General features: G+C 40.4%; 13 protein-coding genes and 2 pseudogenes. 5 read left to right on the forward strand and 10 right to left on the reverse strand.

Going from position 1 to position 18,983, the window contains the following annotated elements; all coding sequences use genetic code 11:
- Window positions 1–113: 113 nt before the first annotated feature.
- A pseudogene (locus tag Q4Q46_RS05440) lies at window positions 114–262 on the reverse strand (IS4 family transposase); the annotation flags it as partial.
- A 193-nt stretch (window positions 263–455) separates the two neighbouring features.
- On the opposite strand from Q4Q46_RS05440, the gene Q4Q46_RS05445 reads away from it, so the two are divergent.
- Window positions 456–3,503, forward strand: a complete 3,048-nt coding sequence (locus Q4Q46_RS05445) for a DEAD/DEAH box helicase (protein WP_311905430.1) — start codon at window positions 456–458, stop codon at window positions 3,501–3,503.
- Between the two features lie 409 nt (window positions 3,504–3,912).
- Here Q4Q46_RS05445 and Q4Q46_RS05450 read toward each other — a convergent pair whose 3' ends face one another.
- Window positions 3,913–6,117, reverse strand: a complete 2,205-nt coding sequence (locus Q4Q46_RS05450) for an SEC-C metal-binding domain-containing protein (protein WP_311905431.1) — start codon at window positions 6,115–6,117, stop codon at window positions 3,913–3,915.
- A 125-nt stretch (window positions 6,118–6,242) separates the two neighbouring features.
- Here Q4Q46_RS05450 and Q4Q46_RS05455 point away from each other — a divergent pair, with 125 nt between their 5' ends.
- The 3 genes from Q4Q46_RS05455 (at window position 6,243) to Q4Q46_RS05465 (ending at window position 7,653) form a co-directional block, all read left to right on the forward strand.
- Complete coding sequence (locus Q4Q46_RS05455) at window positions 6,243–6,446, forward strand: hypothetical protein (RefSeq protein WP_311905432.1); 204 nt, start codon at window positions 6,243–6,245, stop codon at window positions 6,444–6,446.
- 95 nt (window positions 6,447–6,541) lie between these two features.
- Window positions 6,542–6,820, forward strand: a complete 279-nt coding sequence (locus Q4Q46_RS05460; RefSeq protein WP_311905433.1) for a hypothetical protein — start codon at window positions 6,542–6,544, stop codon at window positions 6,818–6,820.
- 158 nt (window positions 6,821–6,978) lie between these two features.
- Window positions 6,979–7,653, forward strand: coding sequence for a hypothetical protein (locus Q4Q46_RS05465; protein WP_219255669.1), 675 nt, complete (start codon window positions 6,979–6,981; stop codon window positions 7,651–7,653).
- A gap of 460 nt (window positions 7,654–8,113) precedes the next feature.
- Here the strand turns inward: Q4Q46_RS05465 and Q4Q46_RS05470 are convergent, their stop codons facing one another.
- Window positions 8,114–8,488: a hypothetical protein gene (locus Q4Q46_RS05470; RefSeq protein ID WP_311905434.1), complete on the reverse strand. Its 375-nt coding sequence runs from the start codon at window positions 8,486–8,488 to the stop codon at window positions 8,114–8,116.
- Between the two features lie 1,158 nt (window positions 8,489–9,646).
- Here Q4Q46_RS05470 and Q4Q46_RS05475 point away from each other — a divergent pair.
- Window positions 9,647–9,955, forward strand: a pseudogene (locus Q4Q46_RS05475) (DUF4113 domain-containing protein); the annotation flags it as partial.
- 46 nt (window positions 9,956–10,001) lie between these two features.
- Here the strand turns inward: Q4Q46_RS05475 and Q4Q46_RS05480 are convergent.
- The 7 genes from Q4Q46_RS05480 to Q4Q46_RS05510 all read right to left on the reverse strand — a co-directional run bounded on the left by Q4Q46_RS05480 (window position 10,002) and on the right by Q4Q46_RS05510 (window position 18,737).
- Entirely contained in the window at window positions 10,002–10,460 is a 459-nt protein-coding gene (locus Q4Q46_RS05480) for a hypothetical protein (protein ID WP_311905435.1), read from the reverse strand.
- Window positions 10,457–12,508, reverse strand: coding sequence for a hypothetical protein (locus tag Q4Q46_RS05485; protein ID WP_311905436.1), 2,052 nt, complete (start codon window positions 12,506–12,508; stop codon window positions 10,457–10,459). Before Q4Q46_RS05485 ends, Q4Q46_RS05480 begins: the two co-directional genes overlap by 4 nt.
- Window positions 12,509–12,512: 4 nt before the next feature.
- Window positions 12,513–14,252 (reverse strand): hypothetical protein, encoded by a 1,740-nt coding sequence (locus Q4Q46_RS05490; RefSeq protein ID WP_311905437.1) that lies wholly within the window; start codon window positions 14,250–14,252, stop codon window positions 12,513–12,515.
- Entirely contained in the window at window positions 14,245–15,570 is a 1,326-nt protein-coding gene (locus Q4Q46_RS05495) for a site-specific integrase (RefSeq protein ID WP_311905438.1), read from the reverse strand. Before Q4Q46_RS05495 ends, Q4Q46_RS05490 begins: the two co-directional genes overlap by 8 nt.
- A 105-nt stretch (window positions 15,571–15,675) precedes the next feature.
- Window positions 15,676–17,034: a glutathione-disulfide reductase gene (gene gorA, locus Q4Q46_RS05500; RefSeq protein ID WP_311905439.1), complete on the reverse strand. Its 1,359-nt coding sequence runs from the start codon at window positions 17,032–17,034 to the stop codon at window positions 15,676–15,678.
- A gap of 179 nt (window positions 17,035–17,213) precedes the next feature.
- Window positions 17,214–17,777 (reverse strand): hypothetical protein, encoded by a 564-nt coding sequence (locus Q4Q46_RS05505; RefSeq protein ID WP_311905440.1) that lies wholly within the window; start codon window positions 17,775–17,777, stop codon window positions 17,214–17,216.
- 168 nt (window positions 17,778–17,945) lie between these two features.
- Window positions 17,946–18,737, reverse strand: a complete 792-nt coding sequence (locus Q4Q46_RS05510) for a hypothetical protein (protein ID WP_311905441.1) — start codon at window positions 18,735–18,737, stop codon at window positions 17,946–17,948.
- Window positions 18,738–18,983: the final 246 nt, after the last annotated feature.

Here is an 18,983-nt window from a genome sequence, read left to right on the forward strand (position 1 = left end):
TTGAATTAACTCGTTTTTGCCCCATAACAAGTTTGAGATGCCAGACAACATACTTAGTTTTAGTAATGCTAAAGTGGGCAAAAATCAGTGGCGCTTCAGGCAGAGCTTATAGCAGCCAGATTGCCTGAAATATTACGGCCTAGTTGCGTTAAAGAGAGTTGATAGCCATCGAGTAATGACTTAGTCACAACCATCAGAGACATAAGAAGTTATTTGTGAATTGCGAACTAATAGATTGATGCAGTATGGTAATGTTACGCATGGTGTTGATCTAGTTTGTTCCTAGCGAAATTGATTAGATCAAACAGCACTATGCGTGTCTACATATTGATTGTATGAGAAATTATCTTGGGATTCCCTAGAGTTAAGTGTTAATTGTAAAGTAGGTCTTTTCGTAAGCTTTTGCTGGCGAACTTTTGCTCTTGTCTCAAATTAAGAATAACAGGGACGTTTAAATGAATGTAAGTGGTTTCATCGTTAATGAAGATTTGTGGCAAAGTCTGAGACACTGCCAGCAAGAAAGTATTCAAACGGCGTTAAGTTACTTAAAAAAGCCGTTAAATGAAAACGCAAACTCTTGCCTTATTAGCTTGCCAACGGGTGCAGGTAAATCGGGTGTAATTAGTATTGTCTCTCACAAAGCAACCCAAAAGCGGGTGCTGGTTTTATGTCATCGACGTGCTGTGTGTGATCAACTCTTTAAAGAAATAGATGGGAAGTTCTTTAGTGATCGTGTTGAAGGTGAGGTTATCAAGCGCAAAACTGTTTATAGTGATGTAAATGATACCTCTAAAAACGGCGTTTATGTTTCCACCTTCCAGAAACTACAAACTTTCGATAGTTCTCAGCTTGAGCGGTTAAAGCAAGATATTGATCTTATTATTATTGATGAGGGGCACGCTGAACCTTCTCCCGTATGGAGCACGTTGGTACGCGGTATTGATGCTCATAAAGTCGTTATAACTGCGACCCCGTACAGGAATGACTTGTATCAATTCGACGTTACCGAAGACGCTAGTTATATTTATACCTTTGAAAGAGCACTTGCAGATGGTGTTTTAAAAGAACCAACTTTTGAGTCAATTACGTTAGCTGAATTAAGCGGGAAAATCATAGACTTCTTAGAGGCTAATGATGGTACAAAGTGCATTATCAAATGTGAAAAGTTCGAAGATATTAAAAGCTATTACGATTTGCTAAACGATGACTTTTCAGTATTAGCAATACATGAACAATTTACTAAAGATGAACGAGATAATGTAAAAGTTTCCGTGCCAGCGAACCTTAAAGGTTCTGATTACCAAGTCATTATTCACCAGCGGAAACTAGATGAAGGGGTCGATATTCCAGAAGCGAAGTTATTGGTTTTAGCCTATGCAGTTAATAGTGGTCGGGAACTAGTTCAAACCATCGGAAGAGTAGTTCGTCTGTACGGTGATATTGAGCCTAAAATTTTGGAGATTGAAAACAATGCAAATAGCCAAATGTGGCAAAACTACAGAAAATTTGATCGTTCACTAGATAGTGCTGATTCAGTTAAAAGATTCATAGCATCACTAGACAGTAATAAGTTGATTGAGCGTTACTTAGACGCATTTCCTGATGTTAGTTATTACGGCAACCGCTTTGTTAGTAAGTTTGACCTTAATACGTTTGAACCTGAGCGCTCTCTTAATATCCCTACGGCATCAATTTGTTTTTTAAATCAGTCGCAGGGGTTCAGCATTCAGCTTTTATCAGACCATCTATACTGGTGGTGCAACAATGCTGGTGAACTCGCGAGAGTCTTTTCTACAGAATCTGGTATTCATGGTGTTATCTCAATCGCGTTCAATAAGTCTCGGTTTTTAACAGACCAGTTTTTCTTTGAGCCTTCATTAGAAATAACATTGTATAAACAGCTCTCGAATAACGTTGTTGCAATTTATGATAGCCGAGGACGCAGGTTTAATGGTGAGAAAGATTTGAAACTCGGCTCTGCTGTATCTCTCGATAAATTGCTTAAGGTAATGTCATTAGGTGAATCAGCCTCAACGAAAGAAGCGAGTAGTAAATCGATTAGTTCTGCTATAAAACGTCCTGAAAGCATTGCGGTAAAAGGACGAAACTTAGAACAAATGGCTGACATGCAAGCTAATGCTTCATATCGGTTAGCTACAATGCGTTGTGATACCTATGACCAACTCAATAAAAAGAATGGTAGTTATTATGTAGGTGCAGATTCTGGGCGAATCTCAGATCAAAAAGAGTCATCGTTTACTTTGGGTGATCTGAATGATTGGCTTACAAATATTGATAACGTCATATCTGCAAATATTAATATAAAGAACGCCTTAGTACATTCATATGCAAAGCCAATATCTGTTGATGAAAATTTTGAAGCTCACAGTTTGATTTTTGATTTAACAGAGTTTGAGTCTCCGATAAGTATTTTTATAGCAGGGGAACAATATACACTCGACAATTCGTTTTTGTATTTGATTTATGACAACGGCACTTTACTTGTTGATGGTGTTGAGGAAAGTAAAATCTTAGTCAACTTTAAGCAAGAAGAACCTTATCTAGAAATTTCACCAGAAGTGGAAATATTATATTCAATTGACGATGAGGAATGCCAAGACATAACTGACTTTCTTAACAAGCACCTACATAAAGCTCTGTTAGCCAATGGGATAAGTTATTCAAATTGTAAGTTCTATCAATTAACGCTTCCAGTGGCTGATAGTTTCGAATTAGGTGCTTCCAACCTTGCCAATGTTGTTATCGGGCTAGAGTCTCTTGTTGGCGCAAACTTAGATGAGAAAGGATATCAAAATGGTGCTCATCAGGTTGTCGATGGAGGCTTTAGCAGTGATTCGGTTTTCTATTTAGTGGATCAATTAAAAGCTAATGGCTTAGCCAACCCAACAAAAAGCGAACTAGGTCCATTTGCTCCCTACATACCTGATGCAGACTTGCTGATTAACACGGATATGGGGACCGAACCTGCTGACTTTATTGTATCGTCAAAAAACAAGTTAGCATTCGTTCATGTAAAATGTGGTAGTGCAATAAACCCGCGTTCATCAGCAGGAGCACTTGCTGAAGTAGGGTCTCAAGCCATAAAAAATATTGAAATGCTAATTAGTGGAAATATTGAACTGAAGCCTTCAAATTGGAATAGGCTTCATACGGCTTGGCCTGCTCCAGAGTCTGCTCAAAATATTGCTGAAAGAATTAGAGTTTTCCAAGGTGTTACTTTTACGGCTCAAAACAAGCAGGAAAGATTAGAAAAACTAAATGAGCTGTGGGATACCGTTGCAATGAGAAGACGCTCAACAGCAGTAAAAAAGGAAATTTGGATTGTTGCTGCCAATAGCTTTTCGGCTGCCCATTTTGAGCAACAATTAAAGTTAGGTTCAGGGGCAAATGGCGAAACCTTACAAGCTTTTCAATTATTAAATAGTTGGCTAGCGACTGCACATGATAATGATATTGAGCTGAAGGTTTTTGTTTCACCATAGTTTAAGGCAAGAGCTAAGGAATAAATGATGAGAGGTGGTCAAATTGCCTAGAGATTTTACAAAATATAATTTTAACGGGCAGACTCTTGGTAACGGGCGTTTGGTTTTAGCTGTAGTAAAAGAGTGAAATTGCACCCAAAGATAATCCACTTCACTCCCTGATTTGCATCGAGGACTGATCCGCATTTGGCGTTTTGAGATACGAGAAGTTATCTGAAACCTAGAAACAAGTCGGTGGTCGTAACTCACAATTGTCCCAACTCGTGTCAGGCCTATCAGTTCTGGCACGTTTATGCCCCGAAATGAGTTTGGGAAAGAGTTCGTCTTACCTAGTACTATCAAAATTTCCCATAGAAACCCTAATGTATAAGTAAAAGGCAAGACTACTAAAACAGATTTATTCACCAAATTACGGAAGACAGCAGCGTTTATACTTCTGACCACTACCACATGAACAAGGTTCATTTCTACCTATTTTTTTTAGTGTTATTTGTGGCTGTTTTCCAAAGGAAAGATTTTTTACGTCTCCTACATGATGCTCTGGGGAAATAGGTTTGAGATCCGCGACTAACTTTTCCATTTCATCGGATTGGCACCATTCACTTTCGTGGTAGGAAGAAAATCTGAACCTACCTTGAGTTGGACTAAAACAGCAACCGACCCAAGAATCGGCTTTGCAAGTGTATTTTCGTTTCTCGCAGTGCGTAACCAGTTTCTTGTAGGCGGTCTCATTGTCATCTTCATTACAATGGATAGTTAAACCAGTTTTTTCCTCTAACAAGGGAAGAGTTATATCGTGGTGACGATGATCCTTTTTGAATTGAACAATCATTTTTGAAATTGCTTCATTGAGTAGATTGATGCTATTACCACTCATTGATAGAAGGTGCAATCCCAGCTTCTGAAGCCCAAAATCTGTAGAATACTCAATATCATCGATTATTCTCCCTACATGAGTATTTTTATGAACGGTGAGAAAACCTTCTGGTGTCACCTCTCCCTCATAACCATCCCTTCTGGCTAACATGGCCAATTCAAGATCTGCCGAGATATCATCATCAAGCATAACTAGTGTCGGATTTTCCTCGAAATATAGGTTTTGCTTGATGTAGGTTGAAAGTATTACCAGCTCATGATTAGAAAGGATCGAATCACCATAGTCGCTTCGCTTAATAAGGTAGTCGAGAACCCAGAGAGAAGATGGCAACATCTCTGTAATCATATCTATTAGAAATACATCCATTACATAGGGATGTTTTATTACATCTGTTGTTTGATACTTTAGAAAGTGTCTGGCTTGAGCAGAAAGAGCGGGGAAGTGATCTGATACAATACAAACAGGAAATATCATCTTGAAGCTAGATCGAATATTAACTTCGATACCAGACTCATCTTTGAATACGTACCCATCTCCTTGCAACAGTTGGCTACACGAGTGTGCTTGGTCATAGGCATCTTGAATTGCTTTTTTAAAATCACCTTCAAGCTGCTTACTGTTCCCTCTACGAGCTTCAATAGTGAGCTTTTTAGACTTGGCTTGCACTACAATCGCGAAATCGCCAAATGTGACCAAAACGTCGATTTCACCAGCTTTGGCTTTACCATCGTATATGTCGATATTAGTTAAAACATTCTCTTCACCAAACACTAGTGCTAAACGCTCAGCGGTAAAATCCTCCGTAAAAGCGCCTCTATGTTTGCTTGCGGTAGCTTTGTAGGTATGATCTGCATTAAACCAAAAGAATGGGCTTTCATAGAGAGCTTCCCACAAGCTATATGCTTGAAAGCTTGCGAAGGTGTCTTCATCAATTTTAATTATTGGAAACGCATTTCTGTGGTTAAAATCATCGACGGATTTAAAGCAATCCATTCCTTCTTGAGGCTTAGCGGAGAAAGCAGCAATTACAGCCTCGACAATCTCTAGGCCTAAACCACTTCGCGTTACGACTTCGGATACATCGAAACAGAATATAGGTAGGTGGTATGGTAATGGCCAGCTTGTTGCTGTAGAAATAGATTGATTAGCTTTTTCTAATTGAATTTTCTCTATAGCGGAAATGACATCGGCTGCTTGTGAAACTTTAAAGCCCTTGTTTGCTTCAATCCAATCCTCATCAAGGGAATAACGACGCTTAGCTAAATCCCTATATTGATGCTTAAAAACTCCATCCCCACCGTAAAAGATAGCTTCTCGCATAAAGTGATTCTTATTGCCACTAGGGATTAGATCTCGCATGAATTTACCAAAGGTAGGCACATCACCATCTTTAGCATCAGATTGCGCAGACAAGGCAGCAACATCTAGTGGTGGATAAAAGCTATGGTGTAGTTCCTCAAGAAGCTGCCAAATATGTTCAGACCTTTCTTTTAATTCCTCTAGGCTCAATTGTTTATTGTTGAATCCGCTTTTACACGCAAGGCCTATGAGCGTCGAAAGTTCTGTTCTTGATAGTCGAGATCTTTCGAACTGCTGAGCAAGAGCTTCTTTGTCGAGCTTATCACCAGAAAAGTGTATAAAAGTGTCTTTCCAGCAAAAAAAAGCAACAACCTCCCAAAAACCATCATGGGTACTAAGCACCTCCAGTTCATCAAAAATTTCTTTTTCACTTCTCATTATATTCAGTGGTTTATGATAATTTAGATTCGAAATAACATAGTGATTATATTGCACACGATCAAGTGTTTATTATGTTTATGATAGTAAAGTTACTAGCTATTTACATGAATGGAGGAATGAATATGGGTCACAATTTTGAAGGTCAATATATTGATAGAAAATCAGGTAAAATTTATGAGGTTGAAGCTGATAAGAAAGAAGGGAGCGGCGTTATTGGAATTAGGTTTCATACATCGTGTGGACTAAGGGTTTCAGCTATTACTATGGAGGATGGCAGTGGTGGTATGATTTTAGAAGATCAAACACCATTAGTCCGGTTAATCTAAAGGATGCGCGTCAGAACTTTAGCACCAGACAGAGCTAAACTTACAAACAGAGCAACGCACTAACTACTAAGAAGTTATATTTAAAGGAGTTTTAAATGAATTTAGTTATACTCAAAAAAGAATTAAAAAAATGGATGCAGATCGATACATGGAATTCAGGCCACCCTCTGGATGAAGAGCGCTTTCATAAAAGCTTGAACCGAATTTTTCAGTCTTTAGGTACGTCAATTGACGGTTATCAATTTGAGGAAGTTATGACTGAATTAATCAATGAGCTTTACCCTAACTGGGACGAATCATTTAAAGATGAACTAGTTAACACTTATGCTTGTAAAGCAGACAGTATTTCCAGCTATTTACATGATATAAAATAAATGTAATTGATTAGCGCGGGTATCTAGTCTTTTGCTTCACACCACGCTGCTGTCTAAATTTGTTCAAAAAAGTGTTCAAGTGGTACTCAAAGAGTACCGCTTGTTTCATTTGAATTCATATTTGTGTGATTTGCAGTCGATTTGAATTGAGAGGTAATTTGAAGCTAACAAGAAATGATATACATGAGTATGTAGCATCTTTTGAAGCAAGGCATGATCCTTATGCTAGGTATGCTTCTTTTGATTATTGTTATAACTATTTTCATCCGAAAACAGGAAGTAACCTTCTAGCGGATATGGAGAAGAGCTGTCTTTCTCTTGGCTTTTACCTTTCAAGCTGGGGCATGTTTCGAGGTTCGAGTTTTATGCTCGCAAAAAGCTCGAAAAACTTTGAAGGTTTAATCGAGTATATTGCTTCACTAAAAGTTGATGCTTGGTCAATTGATGTTAGCAATTATACGAGTGAAAACTTAGATTTTTTGGTAGAGCAATATAATGAGATCCGTAGTCTAATAATCCCTGAAAACACGAGTCATTTAGTTCTAGTCACCAAGATTATGCTTGGAGTATTTGGTTCAGTTCCTGCCTATGACCGTTTTTTCAAAACAACATTTAGTGATATTTTTAAAGGTGAGTGCGGCTTTACTAGGTTTAACCATAGATCTTTAAGCTGCATAGGTCAGTTTTACCAACAAAACCAAAGTATTATCGACCAAATCTCTGAAAGTAGAGCGACTATCGACTTTTACACTGGGAATAGAACTGACAAGACATATACCAAAGCAAAGGTTGTTGATATGTATGGCTTTACTAAAGCACTACAGAGCACTTAACAAGCGTTTAAGACAGATTCTCAACGCTTCGTATTCTCGGGGGGCAATGGTTCAGGTTAGGTGGTAGCGTTGCTCATTACTCAACGTGGCGTTACCGTATATCCACTTTCCATACTTTCCCTAATGAGACTCATCACTTTAAGAGCTTTGACTCTAACCAATTTATGTCCCGTTTTTAGTTATGTTACCCAAAAGGCTATGTATGATTTAGTTCCGGCTAACCTTAGATGAGCAAGATCGTTTATGGTTTGTTTAACAAATTTTCGCAGATTTTCCCACTTATGGGGTATTTATATAAAGACGCTTAAGGTGGCGAGTAGGAGATAAAGGCATGGCTTAAATTTTTTATTCAGGCATCAACACGATTAAAATGTACAAACATTTTAATCGTGTCAGAAATACCTAGTGTCAAAATAGCTCAATGTTTGTGTGAAAAAACTCAAAGAAGAAAGAACGAAATTTAACGTATAAGCAACTGGTTTATATGATTAATAACTAATTGAAAACTATCGCTTTCTTCACTTAATATGACATCGATTGGCTTGGCGCTATTAAAGAGATGATTATGATTGACCATGTTCATAAACCCATAGATATTTTCAGGGTTGCTGAATAGTGAATTTAAACCAGCGTGAATATTCAGTATATAGCTGATTCTTCCAATTTGTTCTTGATTGAGACTCACTTGTTCAAAATCAAGGTCGTTATAGTTTTTAGGTAATGTGAGTAAAGCCTGAACTTGCTCCTGATTACAGCCCCATTCTTCCAAGATTTTCAATGAAGTTCTCATCCCAATCCGAGTAGCACTTGAACCCTTAAAATCAATTTCTTGCATATCAGATCCTCAGTTTTCATCCATCAACTTATTACTTCATAAAACTCGTATCTTCTGCCTAAACTAGTGTTAAGTCATCTATATTTTGGGGTTGGGATGCTTCCTTTTAATAAAAATTCAACTAAATGTGCCCTTAGCATTAGCCTGCTAATCGAAAGTCTAATATGTAGGTTCAGAGGAAGTTCAAGGGGTGAAGCTCCTTTTTTTCTGACGGCTTGAACATAAATCAAAATATGTTTATTGTATGTTTTACGAACGAATCGGTCGAGTTCACTATTTAACTTAACAATATTAGTTTTTAAGTAGGTAGCGGTATGAGTGAAGAGTATGACAAGTTAGCAAAGGAAAAAAAGAGAAGGCAATTGGCTTGGGAGAAACATGTACTAAGTGGAGCCGAGCCTTTATATTTCTTTCCCAAATCTAGTTCAAAAAGCCCTAGAAGGAGTAAAAATATATTAATCATGCCTAGCTGGATTATCGACAAAAAATGACGACCATCCTTAAAGAATAAATCATAAGGATTATCGTCATGTTTGTGTAGTGATTCGTACAGTTGAATTTGCTATTTAGGGTTGCAAAGGTAGTGCTAATCACTTTTATGTACTCATTTTACGATGATTTTTGCTTTAGCTGATATAGGTATTTTTATCTTCAGGCTGTTCCATGTTTTTTGGCCTATACGGGTTCTAGTCACTTTAATCCTGTTAACCTTGTTCGGTTTTATAGCCATATTTTTATCACATTAATGCAGCCACTGTGTATTAATGACTTGGCAGAGATAAGCTCCTCAGAGCTGAACAAGCTTATACCGACCCAATGAACATTAACGTGACCTTCGATAAAGAGAAGAACCAATGGTATTACATTGAGGTCGGTGAATAATTCTTGCTAGCTGCCATTCTACGCCTATAATTTCTGTATATAATCACAGTGGTTTATTGCTATGCGTGTTATCCCTATTCCTGCCCGTGCTGGCATTTCTAGTTTTGAGTCATTTTCCCAAACTAGCTAATGATAGATAAATCTTGTCAATTAATATGTGCAATTGAAAATCTATGTAGCGCATCGCTTCTGATGCATAGCGAAATGAACTCGTTTTCAAATTGTTTTCAATTCAAGTTAGAGTAAGCACATCTTCAATTATCAAGCTTATAAAGTACGGTCGAGCTGACTAAGGCTATATGTGAAGCCGAACCCAAGCTATTTCGTGAAGGTGAGCGCTATTACAATATAGGCGTAGGTTAGATTGATTTAGCGAGCGAGAAACATAGCCAATTAGACTTGTTCAATCCACCAATGGCAAAGTCAGCGCTAATGCTTACACTCGATCACATTAACCAATGCTTTGGCAGTGATACCCTGTTCACCGCTGCTCAAGGCATAGAGCATAAATGGGCAATGCGGCGAGATTTGTTGACACCTCAATATACGACTAAGTGGCTTAGTGTACCGCGCATAAAGTGCTAATGAGGTTATGCCCATCTTTATTCATTCACAAATGGGCGGCATTAGTCTATTTAATCGGTACGATGGTACTTCGTTTTAACTTAGAAAGCCTATCTTTAAGACTCGAGTTTTCAAACTCTAGTTCATCAATCTTAGCTAATGCCTGAACTAACTTGTCATTGAGATGATGTTGTGCTGCAGCAAAGCTGGCTAGTTGATCTCTTATCGCTTTGTACTTCTCTTTGTAGTTTTGCTTGATTCGCTTCTGTTCATTGAGCTTAAGCCGTACTGACTGAATTTCAGGTTGAACGTATTCTCCTCTTGCCTCGACTATATCAGCCTTGACCTGTTTGACTTTTTCAACGAACTCAGGATAGTAATAACCACTGCCATTACCCAGATTGGCTTCCTCTTCAACAGCTCTCACACTTAACTTTCGTGTAGCTGGAATTCGCTTAGGCTTGCCTTGCGCAATACGCTCTAATGCAGCCTCTAACACAAGCAGAGTATTTTCGCTCTTACTCATAGTTCAGTTACCTTTAATTCTGGTTCAAAAGGGGTAAAGGGCATATTAAAGTCGGTCATGACGTTTTCAGCTGCTCGAATTTGAGTAATGAAATGGCTTATCTCAGTAAGTGACATATCTTCTTCCTGATTCATATAGCAGACAAGGCTCTGGTGCTTTTTCTTCCACCACACTGCTTGGTCTTTATCGATAATACTGCCTTGTCCTTTGCAATCAACACAGAACTGGGGCATAACCACGCCTTCCATGTCACAGTCATAGCCATTCTTACAGTAGCTGTGTGCTGTTCCGTGTAATGTTAGAGTGCCTTTTTTTACTGCTGCGTAGATAGTTTCCCAGGAGCTATAAATGTGCGGCACATTTCCTCTCATCTTGACAATGGTTTTACCCATAGTGCCCGAGAGTGGATCGTCAGAGTGCCATTGCCTAAAGATTTTACTTGCAGTCATTTCCGCATTAATTGCATCGAGTGCTTGTTGTATTTCGCTATCAACGGTTAAATTTCTCATGCTAGCTAATTGCCCACCATTGGCATACCACTCAGTCATTGCTAAATACAAATGTTTAAACTGTTGTTTTAATCCCACAGTTGTAGTTAGTCGGTATTTAATTGCGTAAAATGCCAAAGAGCGTCGAAATTGGTGAGGAGATAGAAGCCAGGGCTGCCCTATGGTTACGAGATTCTGAATCTTAGCGAATGAGTTCGGATTCGACTCAAGGCACTCTTGGTAGTCTGCCTGCGAGACTAAAATATCAAACTGCCGACAGAAAATTCGTAATCGTAATTGCCATTTCCTAATCAAGACGGGTGGTCTTGAACGGGCTTTTTGAATGCACCAGAGAGTATTTGTATAACGACTGTCGGGATATTCGATTTGAGACCGCCATGTTCTTGTCAGTGTTGATACCAATTCAATTGCTTGTTTTGCGAACGGAGCCGTAACCCAGGTTTCTCGCTTTTCACCTAGCTTAAAAGTACTGGACTGAAGCAAATGGAAGTCTCGTCCGTTAACGCTATCTACGTAATAACTGTTAGGAGTTAGCTTTTCGAGTTCAGATTCGCGCATACCAGAAAAACCACCGCAAACAATAAAACAAGCGGTAATTAATTGCCCAATATAAGCACGGAAATCAATTACATTCTTAATTTTTACGTCTGTTATTTGATTTAAAAGAGGAGATATTATCTCTTTAGTCTGCAAAGGTTGATAAGCGCCAATTGTGCTTGCATATTTCTGGCTATCAGTGATGTTACCGCTAGCGTCTGTCCATAAAAATCTAGCCCCATTTTTGATTTTTAAATCAACAATATGCTTACCCTTTAAGTAGTTATCCTGCAGGCGAATCTCTATATCTGCAATGATATCTTTGTACTCAATTGCCCCCTGAATTAACTCAATAGCCTTTCCATAAATAGCATCACTTATTCGCTCTGGTATGACGAGTGTTTGCTGGGCCTCTTTTTTGCTTAAGGCCTTAGACAAAGCTATTACTTGTAGTTTTTCGGTAAAGCCAAATGAATATTCTAGCCAATGCTCAAGCATCATCGCACTATTCACTGCAATAAAGATGTTCTGTAAATTTCTTTGGCTTGAATCCTTTAATATTAAGAATTCCTTGAATGCTTCAAATGTCTTCTTATTTGATAAGTTCCTGAGCGAAAAATGTTTTTCTTCTTTTAGGAACCTGTAAACTATTCTCATACGTGAAACTTTACTCCACACAGTTGAAAATGTAGGGGCCTGACCTCTTCTGCTTCTATGAAAAAGCCAGCCATATGCCAGAAGCTTGAGCTCGATTTGTAATTCAACTGTGTCATTCCAATCTTGGAAATTAAAACTGGCTTTTCCTCTATAGTTTCTCGCATATGGGTTAAGGTCCCATTCATTATCGCTAAAACGCGCAGTGACATCTCCATTTTTGTCACGACAAATCACTACTTCATTGAGGCTATTCCAATTTTTTTGATGGAATAGTTCAATAACATCAACGCTCTCAAATTGGTATTCCTTTGGATAGTCTAGGGCATATAGATTTGGATTATGCATTTCTCTACTCCGTAGCCGATAATTTAGGGAGGATTACCGTGCCACTATCTTGCCAAAGGGGGTGCAACCCAATGTCATCAAGTTTTTCTTCAGCTTTTTTTAGAATGTCTTTTCGGATTTTTGGTAAGATACTTTCTCGAATGAATGAAACTACCATCTCAAAATTCTTGCGATAATGGTGAGTGCTTAAATGTTGGTATATTGACTCCTCAATACAAGTTTTAAATGATAATAAGCACCAAATATCATTGACTGATTGGACTATAACTTGATGCGGGCAACCAAAGCATTTTAATAGTTCTGCACAAGCGAGTTTCTCACCATCTTTTAATAAATTTCGCTGTTTGGCTTTTAGGCTATAACTATCTGATTTTTCATTAAAGGGATTAGTGCAACTTCCGCCATTTGGAGTTCGCGATATAAGGGGGAAGTGAGTTTTAAATTCTTCCTCAATAGTCAGTACATCTATTCCCACAGCCAATTGAGCCGAGTAAGCGCCTTGCTTAGTTTGCGCTTGCTCTTGTCTTATGAGCATCACATCTTGCATCATGGCATTATTATTGTGTTTATTGCCCTTGGAGTAATGTTTTCTGCGGATGTTAGGGGTATTACCTAGTGTTATATTATTCGCCAATTCGCCTTGGTATACCGTGGTTAACTGAGCACCAGTTTCCCGAAAACGGCTCACTACAGGGCGCAAGCGTCGGCCTGTTTGGTCGGTAAAGCAAAAGTTCTTCTCCAGCCATCCTCCATTGAATGCTTGAAGAGTGTATGGCTTAATAGGTTGCAACTTCTTATTGGAAATAATTTGAAACAACAATGCATCATCAGAATCATCTAATACCTTTGAAACTTCTAGTAATTTATCGAATAAAGCAAGGCAGTATTTGGGTATATCAATATAGTCATGTTCTCCTATCTCCACATGAACTATTTTGAAGCTTCTACGCTTAAATGCGGGCATTTGATACCATTGCTTGCTTACAGATGTAGACGTATTTCTAGGGCGCTTTAGCTTAAAAAGTGTACTTGTGTTTGAGTAGGTGTAGTAGCTGATTAAAAACAGAGCCGCGGACATCATTTTACTAATTACAGCATTAAGTTCATATCTTTGACCTTGCCACATAAATGTTGCCGTGGATGTTCTTTTGTGGGCATTAATATGCTTTTGAGGGTTTTCTAGGAACTGTTCTGCTGTTTGATTAAATAATTTGCGTAAAAACGGTAAAAGCTGCTTTAAATCGCTTCGACTGTAAGCCTCAAAAGGTTCGCTATCTCCTCTTCTCATTGTCGGAATTGTAAGCTGCCAATTGCTAGGATAATCAAGATAATCGCTAAATATCTTAACCATTTTCACGTATGTTTGTGTATAACAGGTAGCTTTAAGCAAGCCCAGTCGTACTTTTTCAAATAGATGCGCCATAAATGCTTGCAATGCTTGCAGTGAGAAAGCTTCAATGCCAGCCTTATCACACCATTTAAGGAATTCTAAAAGCTTCATGAAATACTTGCCGACCGTTGCATGCGAGGCGCCTTCTTCTATTTTATTTTGAAATTTCTCCTTGAATTGAATAATGGCCTCATCACGATTTGCTGACTCAACCGGTTTCCCTTCCAATATATGCTGAGTGCTTGGACATCCTTTATAGAACAGTCGATTCATGTCGCATCGGGTGATATAGTCATCATTCAATTGAATTAGCAGAGCTATATCCCAGCCATTTAAATAAGTGATATTATTCATCAGCACCTCCCAAGGCGTCGTGCATGATGGAATCCAATATGCCACATTTTATCTTAAAGACTTCTTTACGCTTTAGATAACGTATGTATTTCCAAGTGGTACTTTCATCTTTATGCCCCATCCATCCCATTATGAGCCCAATGCACTCTGTAGGGCTTAGCCCTGCATCCAATAGGTCACTCAATCGGTATGTACCGTAGGTTGCTCTGAGGTCGTGGAAGCGGTGAGTAAAAGAATCGTCCATCTTCTGTATTTCACTCCTCAATTCAACCCACCTAGATTCCGTGGATTTACTTGTGGCAGGATTTCCTTGCTGGCTAATGAATAACGGCTCAAAACGTTCAGAGTGCTTTAAAATCTCAACAGTTTTATGGTCTAGCACCTGTGAATCGTTGTAAAGCTGGTCAATCTTGGTCTGTAACTTGTTGGCTCGTTTAAGCCTGCGCTCAGACACTTGGTACTCACGCAAAGTTTCAAGTAAATCAATGGAGATTTCGACGCGTCTTCTTTTTCCGTACTTAGTCTGAACGCCTGTGACTTGAGGGCATAAAATCATTTCAAAACGATGTCGACTTTCTGCAACTGGTGTTGCAGCCTTTAACGCATGTAAAGTCAGTGTGCAGGCTTCTTCAATACGCAAACCACAATCAATAGAGAGAAGTATTTGTAGTCTTAATTCCTTTGAGGCTTTTGGGAGAAATGAAATCAATAGCTCCAGGGAGTCCCTGCTCAGTGGTGAAAGAGGTCGAATTCTGTTTGAGTCGCTATCTCTAGGAACTTTAATTCTAAGGTCACTGGTTTGGACTGAAAATGTTGGCCTAAGATGAGCCAGCATTCCTTGATTTTGTATCTGAATAAACTCTAGTTTGAACGGCGCTTCCTGTTCATTCTGAACTTTTAAATATCTTTCGTGTATGGTCCACATATAAAAGTTCTTAACGTGGTTCATGTATGCGTTTGCAGTGCTATGTGCCAACTCCCCAAGCTTGATTGATTTAAGTAAGTAAGAGCGAAATTGATAGGTGGGCTTAAGCCTTTTTATGGGAGGAAAGTAATTCCAATCTAATTTTTCATCCTCTAGAAATTGATAGTATTTGAGTAATGCTCGGCTACATGGACTGAGATCTTTCGCTTTCTTTATAGCTTTAAGATAAAAAAGATAGCTGTTGGGCTCGAGAAGAAAAATGCCGTGATGAGAAAAGAGGGTTGGTACGGGGCCGATATTATCATTAGAAGGTTGACAGCTGTAAGTGCCGCCATCATTACGCTTTAATTCTGTGCTCTTATAAACATCACTTGAGAGTATTATTTGTGCCATTAATCCACCTAGAAAGTAACACCACTTTCACTGATTATATAAAAGTGTAAGTGGTGTAGATTGTTTTTTCCAGATTTCTGAACGTGAGTAAGTTAAGTTTCTACACTAACCCTTCATAGTAACGAACTCTTCCGCGCCAGTTGGGTGGATAGCAACTACCGCATCAAAGTCGGCCTTAGTTGCGCCCATTTTCATGGCGACGCCGAAACCTTGAAGGATTTCGTCCATACCAAAACCAATACCATGAATACCGACGACTTTTTCGTCCTTGCCAGCGCAGACTAACTTCATCTTACAGGCTTGGCGATGGGCCGTAACGGCGGTGTACATTGAGGTAAACGTCGAGGTATACACTTTGACGTTATCATCGCCGTATTGAGTACGGGCTTCTGGTTCGGTCAAACCCATAGTGCCGATTGGTGGATGGCTGAACACGACGGTTGGGATCAGGCTGTAATCCATTTTGGCATCTGTCATGCCGTTAAATAAACGCTCGGATAACAAACGGCCCGCTTTAACCGCAACTGGGGTGAGCTCTACGCCGCCCGCCATAATGTCACCGACACAGTAAATTCCTTTGTGAGTCGTATTTTGTTGCTCGTCAGTGATGACATAGCCTTTGCTATCTACTTGCACTTCGGTGTTTTCTAAGCCGATATTGCCCGTCGCAGGTGAACGGCCAATTGCCCAAATCAAGCAATCGACTGTGATGCTTTCACCGTTTTCTAAGCTCAGTGTTAGGCTGTCATCGGCATTTTTAACCACGGCTTTTGGCACGCTATGGGTGTGCAATGTTGGGCCTTCGGTCGCCATGGCCTCAACGAGGGCGTCGACTAAGATGGGGTCAAAGTTACGTAGCGGCGCATGTTTACGCACTAATAAGTGAGTTTCACTGCCCAGAGCGTGTAACACGCCAGCGACTTCAACGGCGATATAGCCCGCGCCCACAACGGCAACGCGTTTTGGTTGCTCACGCAGGGCGAAGAAACCATCGGAGTCGATACCGTATTCGGTACCAGGAATATTCGGAATAGTCGGCGCGCCGCCAGTGGCGATAAGGATATGATCGGCGGTGTAATGTTCGCCATCCACTTCAATAGTGTTGCCATCGACAAAACGGCCGTAGCCATTTAACAGGGTCACTTTGTTGTTGGCAAAACCACGGCCGTAGGCATCATGAATACGGCCAATGTAGGCTTCGCGGTTCTCGACCAAGGTATTCCAATCGAATTTATTAACAGTGACGTCGAAACCATAATCTTTGGCGTAAAGGTTCATCGCTTCGGCAACATGGGCGCCATACCACATGACTTTTTTCGGCACACAGCCTACGTTTACACAGGTGCCACCTACGTGTTTGGCTTCGATGAGTAGAACCTTAGCGCCACGCATTGCTGCTCGGTTTGCTGAGGCGATACCGCCGCTGCCTGCGCCTAGGCAGATATAGTCAAAATGTTGAGCCATGAGTTTCTCCGTCTTACTTCAAGGATGAGATGCTTTACAGCAGAAGGTCATTGTAGGGGTGTTTGCGATAACAGACCAGCCCATTGCATGACTAACGCATGAGACCGTACTTTGACTGAAAAAGATCCCGAACTTTACACTTACCCGAACTGGGCATCAGCTGTTCATCGGGTGGGCGTCTAGCGGCGATATTGGCAATTAGAGTGATCGTTTTGAGCTGGACCTTCTGCGCCACATTTCAAACATTGCCATTCCTTTTGGCGGGCGCTGAGTTCGTCGGCTTGATGCGTAGCGGCATTATCTTGTTTGCCGCCGAGTTGCGCTTCTAACTGATCCATACGTTTATCGAGCCAGCGGCAGTTGGGATCATTGGCTACGTGTTCACGGCTGGCAAGTTGTTGCTTGCGGCTGAGTTTTTTACTCTTAGTGGCTTTGGTCGATTGCGTGGCTTTAGTTGATTTAGTGGTTTTGGATGACTCAGTCGGCGTGAGAGTGGGAGCCGAATACTCGAAACTGCTTTGCTCTTGGTCAGGTAGATTAATCGGTTTGCCCTCACTGTCGAGCAAGGTGCCTAGGGGCAAAGGCGCGGTTTGTGTCGATTGCGATAAGGACTCTAGACTCGGTTCAGATTCAGGCTCAAGTTCAAGTAATTGCTGTGCGTCAGCCGAGTGTATGACTGGGAGAAAAAACAGAAGTAAGGCAATAACGGCGGTGCGGATGAGATAAAAGTGCTGGGCTAACATTCCCTGTTCCTCGGCAAAATCGATATGAATGGTGAGTCGTTCCGTCGACGTTTTGAGTGTAGTTAGTGAGCGTTATTTTGCCAAATGGAGCGGGATAAATTGACAGAGGAAGGTTGTAATACGGCGCTACAAAACACTGAGCTAAAAACCACGGCGCTAAGAATGGAGTTAAAACGTCATCGCAAAGTGGATGCCGGCATAGGTCTCATCTTGCGAACTCATATCGCCATTCGCAGTCGCTTCTTGCTCAATATCTCCTTGGGCAATGCTGTGGCTGATGTGACCATCGATACTCATGTAGGATGACAGCTGATAACTGGCTTCGAGGCCAAATTGCAAGTTATTGCGGCCATCGTGTTCTTCTGTGCGGTATTTAAAATCAAACCCTTGAGTGATGTATGGCGTGAGGCTGAGCTGATCTGTGACATGCCAATAGCTGTGTAAACTCACTTCAACAAAGTAACCCGCAGCCTCGGTGGAATAGACATAACTTGCCGATGGTACTAGCCAAGGTTCAGCTGTGTAAGCGAGTTCGGCAAATAGCTCGTTATCGTGGCAACGGCTATTGCTGTAGCCTTCAATGCGTTGATAACCCACATTAGCCTCTAGGTTTTCGGCCACATCGAACCCATATTCAAGGCCGATATTCCACTCAGTGTAGGCTTGGCTATCACCGCGGCCAACTAAAGCGTAGGCGGTGATATTGTCTTGCTGGACTGCGGTATTCAGCCAATAGATGCCGCCATCTTGCAGATTATTGCGACCCTGTGAGACATATTTGCTGTCCCAACCTAAATCCAGCGTCACCGCCAAAGGTTCTGTTATCTGGCGGGCTAATATGGTGTTTGAAATACTATCGACTTGTTCTAGGCTCTCATTAGCAACTGCGTTGTGACTAAGGCAGTTGATCCCTAATGTGCAGAGGACGCTGGCGATAAGTTTCACTGAGTGTGTTGCCATATTTTTGCTGATTTTGGTCGAGGTACGTTAGTTATGCAGATAATACCTTGCTCACATACAAACATTAATGCGAATTGATTCGATTTGCGATCGAGGTTGCAACAATGCGTAGGTAAATAAAACGTAAATCCTAAATGCGAACTAGTTCACTTTTTTTCAAGGGAAATAGGGTTAAGTAAGGCGTTCGAAGGGGACAATCGGTTTTCTCGCCTTGATAAATAGGCCATTAGCCCTTATTTATAACAG

The sequence above is a fragment of the Shewanella vaxholmensis genome (genome assembly GCF_031932135.1).
In the GTDB taxonomy this organism is placed as follows: domain Bacteria; phylum Pseudomonadota; class Gammaproteobacteria; order Enterobacterales; family Shewanellaceae; genus Shewanella; species Shewanella hafniensis.

Coding starts and splice junctions, on each gene's coding strand:
- Q4Q46_RS05445 (WP_311905430.1), top strand. CDS start 456: ATGAATGTAAGTGGTTTCATCGTTAATGAAGATTTGTGGCAAAGTCTG.
- Q4Q46_RS05450 (WP_311905431.1), bottom strand. CDS start 6,117: ATGAGAAGTGAAAAAGAAATTTTTGATGAACTGGAGGTGCTTAGTACC.
- Q4Q46_RS05455 (WP_311905432.1), top strand. CDS start 6,243: ATGGGTCACAATTTTGAAGGTCAATATATTGATAGAAAATCAGGTAAA.
- Q4Q46_RS05460 (WP_311905433.1), top strand. CDS start 6,542: ATGAATTTAGTTATACTCAAAAAAGAATTAAAAAAATGGATGCAGATC.
- Q4Q46_RS05470 (WP_311905434.1), bottom strand. CDS start 8,488: ATGCAAGAAATTGATTTTAAGGGTTCAAGTGCTACTCGGATTGGGATG.
- Q4Q46_RS05480 (WP_311905435.1), bottom strand. CDS start 10,460: ATGAGTAAGAGCGAAAATACTCTGCTTGTGTTAGAGGCTGCATTAGAG.
- Q4Q46_RS05485 (WP_311905436.1), bottom strand. CDS start 12,508: ATGCATAATCCAAATCTATATGCCCTAGACTATCCAAAGGAATACCAA.
- Q4Q46_RS05490 (WP_311905437.1), bottom strand. CDS start 14,252: ATGAATAATATCACTTATTTAAATGGCTGGGATATAGCTCTGCTAATT.
- Q4Q46_RS05495 (WP_311905438.1), bottom strand. CDS start 15,570: ATGGCACAAATAATACTCTCAAGTGATGTTTATAAGAGCACAGAATTA.
- gorA (WP_311905439.1), bottom strand. CDS start 17,034: ATGGCTCAACATTTTGACTATATCTGCCTAGGCGCAGGCAGCGGCGGT.
- Q4Q46_RS05505 (WP_311905440.1), bottom strand. CDS start 17,777: ATGTTAGCCCAGCACTTTTATCTCATCCGCACCGCCGTTATTGCCTTA.
- Q4Q46_RS05510 (WP_311905441.1), bottom strand. CDS start 18,737: ATGGCAACACACTCAGTGAAACTTATCGCCAGCGTCCTCTGCACATTA.